The organism is Nocardia cyriacigeorgica, assembly GCF_010858045.1.
Lineage (GTDB): Bacteria > Actinomycetota > Actinomycetes > Mycobacteriales > Mycobacteriaceae > Nocardia > Nocardia cyriacigeorgica_E.
The window spans coordinates 1-3,304 of sequence record NZ_JAAGVC010000084.1; the positions used below are offsets into that span (position 1 = coordinate 1).

General features: G+C 71.2%; 4 protein-coding genes and 1 pseudogene. All 5 read right to left on the bottom strand.

Annotation, left to right across the window (positions count from 1 at the left end):
• Window positions 1–301: pseudogene (locus GV790_RS28735) on the bottom strand (hypothetical protein); the annotation flags it as partial.
• 116 nt (window positions 302–417) lie between these two features.
• Window positions 418–861, bottom strand: coding sequence for a TY-Chap domain-containing protein (locus GV790_RS28740; RefSeq protein ID WP_218586485.1), 444 nt, complete (start codon window positions 859–861; stop codon window positions 418–420).
• A complete protein-coding gene (locus GV790_RS28745) occupies window positions 858–1,349 on the bottom strand; it encodes a DUF6301 family protein (protein ID WP_256673594.1) in 492 nt (163 codons plus the stop codon). Before GV790_RS28745 ends, GV790_RS28740 begins: the two co-directional genes overlap by 4 nt.
• Before the next feature lie 26 nt (window positions 1,350–1,375).
• Window positions 1,376–1,660, bottom strand: a complete 285-nt coding sequence (locus tag GV790_RS28750; protein WP_163817960.1) for a hypothetical protein — start codon at window positions 1,658–1,660, stop codon at window positions 1,376–1,378.
• Between the two features lie 30 nt (window positions 1,661–1,690).
• Window positions 1,691–2,062, bottom strand: coding sequence for a hypothetical protein (locus GV790_RS28755; protein ID WP_218586486.1), 372 nt, complete (start codon window positions 2,060–2,062; stop codon window positions 1,691–1,693).
• Between the last annotated feature and the right edge of the window lie 1,242 nt (window positions 2,063–3,304).

The window sequence follows — 3,304 nt, forward strand, 5'->3', positions numbered from 1 at the left end:
GGGTTGGGTCGAGGGTGAAGCCGACGTCGGGGTCGTCGGTGTCGGCGTCGCTGGCGGTGGCGGCAGCGGTCGTGGCGGTAGCGGCGACGTCGCTGACGGTAGCGGCGGTGTCGCTGTTGTCGGCGGTGGCAGCGGTCGTGGCAGCGTCGGCCTCGGTGACGGCGGCGGTTGCATCGGTGGGGGTTTCAGCGGCGCCTGCGGCCGCATCGGTGCCGAGCATCGCGCCGGCCGAATGCGCGGAGGAACGTTTCCCTTCCGGCTTTTCGGCTGCCGGTTCGGGCTGGTCGGCGGGGTTGTTCACTCGCGGCACTCTCCTCGTCTGCGCACCCGACGGGCGGGAAGTTCGAAGCGGTCATACCACCGCAGGTGAAACGGCGCCGGAACAGCCGGTGACGGCGAGCCGACCCGGAAAACCGTTCAGTCCTGCCGCGCCAAACCCAGAGCAGGCAAGTCCAAAGGACGATTTCCGTCGCTCTCATCCCACGCCACATACGACAGCGCCGCCGGGTCCGAGATCCCGAAGGCATCGCGCAGGCCCTCGACGATCATCGCGGCCAGTGCGCGATAGCGGGCCGAGGGCAACGGCCACGACCATTCGACCCACCAGTTGCCGGCGTGATCGGCGTCCGGCCGCTGCCAACCCGCCGCGGTCAGGATCCGCGCGCCGTCGGCGCCCGCCCCGGCTTCGGGGCTCAACCAGCGATCACCGACCAGTTCGGCCCAGATGCGGTCGTCGAGTTGACGCAGCTGCGCGAAGCGCGGCGACTCCACTCGGTCCTCGCCGATACGCAGCACCGAACCCGCGCCGAGCCGCATCAGCTCGGCGGCCAGGCCCGTGCTCAGCTCCGCCCACTCCGTCACAGCAGGCCTTGCTCGTCGAGCTCGACATTGCGGTCGTCGCGGGCGAGCCTGGCGTTGTCGACCAGCTTCAGCACCACCGATACCGCCAACTCGTTCAGCACCAGAGTGTGGTCCTTGCCTGCCCATCGCAGCTGCGGAAACTCGCCGGGGATGCGGGCTGTCGGCTCGCCGAGTGCCTCGGTGAGGGACTCGCCCAGTGCCGCGAACGCGTCGCGGATGCGCTCGCGTCCGGTTGCCGATTCCTCGGCGAAATCGGTCACTCGGACCTCGATGACCTCGGCTTTGCCGTTCCTGCCTCGGATCTCACCGCTGCCGAGACCGAAACCGGCGTCGAGCATCACCCAGTTCGCGTCGCTGTGCAGCACCCGCCAGCCGAACTCGGTGGCCAGCCGCGGACCATCGGCCACCAGCCACGACCAGTTCAACGATTGCAAACGGGTGCCGAGCTCGGCGATCTCGGTGCCGGGCATCGCACGCCATCGCGTCATAGGCGCATCCCCGGTTCCGTCGGCGGTCATCGGGCCTGCCCGCGCCGATCGAGTTCCTCGATCTTGCGGGCCAGCGCTTCCCTGCGCTCGCGGGCATTGGTGCCGTCGAGCTGGCCGGCGAAGGCGGCGCGGGCGGCGACGACCAGGTCGTCGGGCACCTCCGGGTAGACGTGGGCGATCGCCCAGAGCGCGTTCTCGGTCTTCATGTCGAGGCCGGTGGCGGAGCGTAGACCGCCACCGCTGCATACCGAGGCGAGCATTTCCTCGAAGTTCGACCGAAGCTCGTCATCGGTCGGTGGACTCACCCGCATGGTGCCTCCTCATCTCTGTCGGTCTTCCGGTCATCCGCGGAAGGTTTGTTCCCGGCGCTGTGGGTCGGCGAGGACACTGTGGACCAGTGCACCGAGGTCCATCTCGGGTGGCAGCGTCCGGTAGCGCACCTCGAACACGACGACACCGTTCTCGATCACCGCGAACCGCGTGGTCCGCCGCTCGAGCAGAACCCATTCGACGCGGACCGGGCCGCCGAGGTCGATCGTACGACCGTCCACCCGCAAAGCCAGCCCGGCGCTGTCGCGGTAGAACACCACCCGCGATTCGCCGAGGTCGCCGTACACCCCGGCTCTGGATCCGTTCGAGGCGGGCACCGCCTGCAAGGCGCCGGTCGCGGGATCGAACTCGGCCGCCACGCCGAACCCGGCGAACGGTTGCACGAGGATCGGGGCCTGCGCTGGTTCCGGGCGTTGCGCGGGGCGACCGTAAGCCCGGTTGGCGCCGCGGTTCGCTCCGCCTCCGCCCGCACCGAACGGGGGCGGTGGAGGCATCGGGCCCCAGGAGCCGGGCTGGCCGTTGGATACATGGTGGCCGCCGCTGGGTGCGTGGTCGCCGTTCGGCTGGTAGGGCGTCTGACTCCATCCCTGGTCGACCGGCGGTTGTCCCGGGTTGAGGTTCGCGTGGCCTTCGCGGTAGTGCTGGGCGGGAGGCGGCAGTGGGTCCGATTGCGGGGGCGCTGCGAATTCCGGGGTGCGTGCAGGAGCGGGATTCTGGAAGCCCGGGGGCTGAACCGCAGTCGGCTGATAAGGCACCGACTGATGCGCAGGTCTCGGATCACCCGGTGGGCTCGCCGGTGCGGGTGGAACCGAACGCTCTTCGGGTGCGGGCAATTCCGGCGGCGCGGTAGGCAGCGGCAGCTTCGACTGTGCCGAGTCAGAGATAGCCGGCATCGCCGAAAGCTCTGGAAGAGCGGCTGCTATCGGCGGCGCCGCAGGGTTCGCCGGAACCGGCGGCTCGGTCGAAGCCTGAGACGCCGGCGGCACTGGCGTGCCCGCGACACCGGGGTTCTCCGGCCACACCGACGACGCCGGTGGAACCGGATGTCCCGGCGGAACAGGCACTTCCGGAGACATCGGTGGGACCGGAGGCTGCGGCGGCGCAGACGGGGCAAGCTCCGGAGGCGCAGTTGGCGTCAGGCCCCCGGGAGACTGCGACGGCACGGGCAGGACCGGCGGCGCCGAAGAGACCGGCCGAACCGGCAGTTCCGGTGGAGCCGCCGGCTGCGGCAGCGGCGGCACGACCGGCGGCTGCGGCGATTCCGGCGGGGCGGACGGGGCCGGCGCCGCAGGAAGCACCGGCGGTTCCGGCGGTAGCGGCTGGCCCGGAGGCGCTGGTAGCTCGGGCGGCGCCGGAGGCAGCGTCGGCGGCACAGGCAATTCCGGCGGGACCGGTGGTTGCGGCGGCACAGGCAAGCCCGGCGGCACCGGCGGTGTCGGCGGCACCGGAAGCACAGGCAACTCCGGCGGCACAGGCGGAATCGACGGCTGCGGCGGCACCGGGAGCTGCGGTGGGACGGGCGGCTGCGGTGAAACCGGTGGCTCAGGCAATTCCGGCGGCACGGGCGGAACCGGCAGCGTTGGCGGCATCGGCAAGCCCGGTGGCGCCGGCGATGTCGGCGGGAC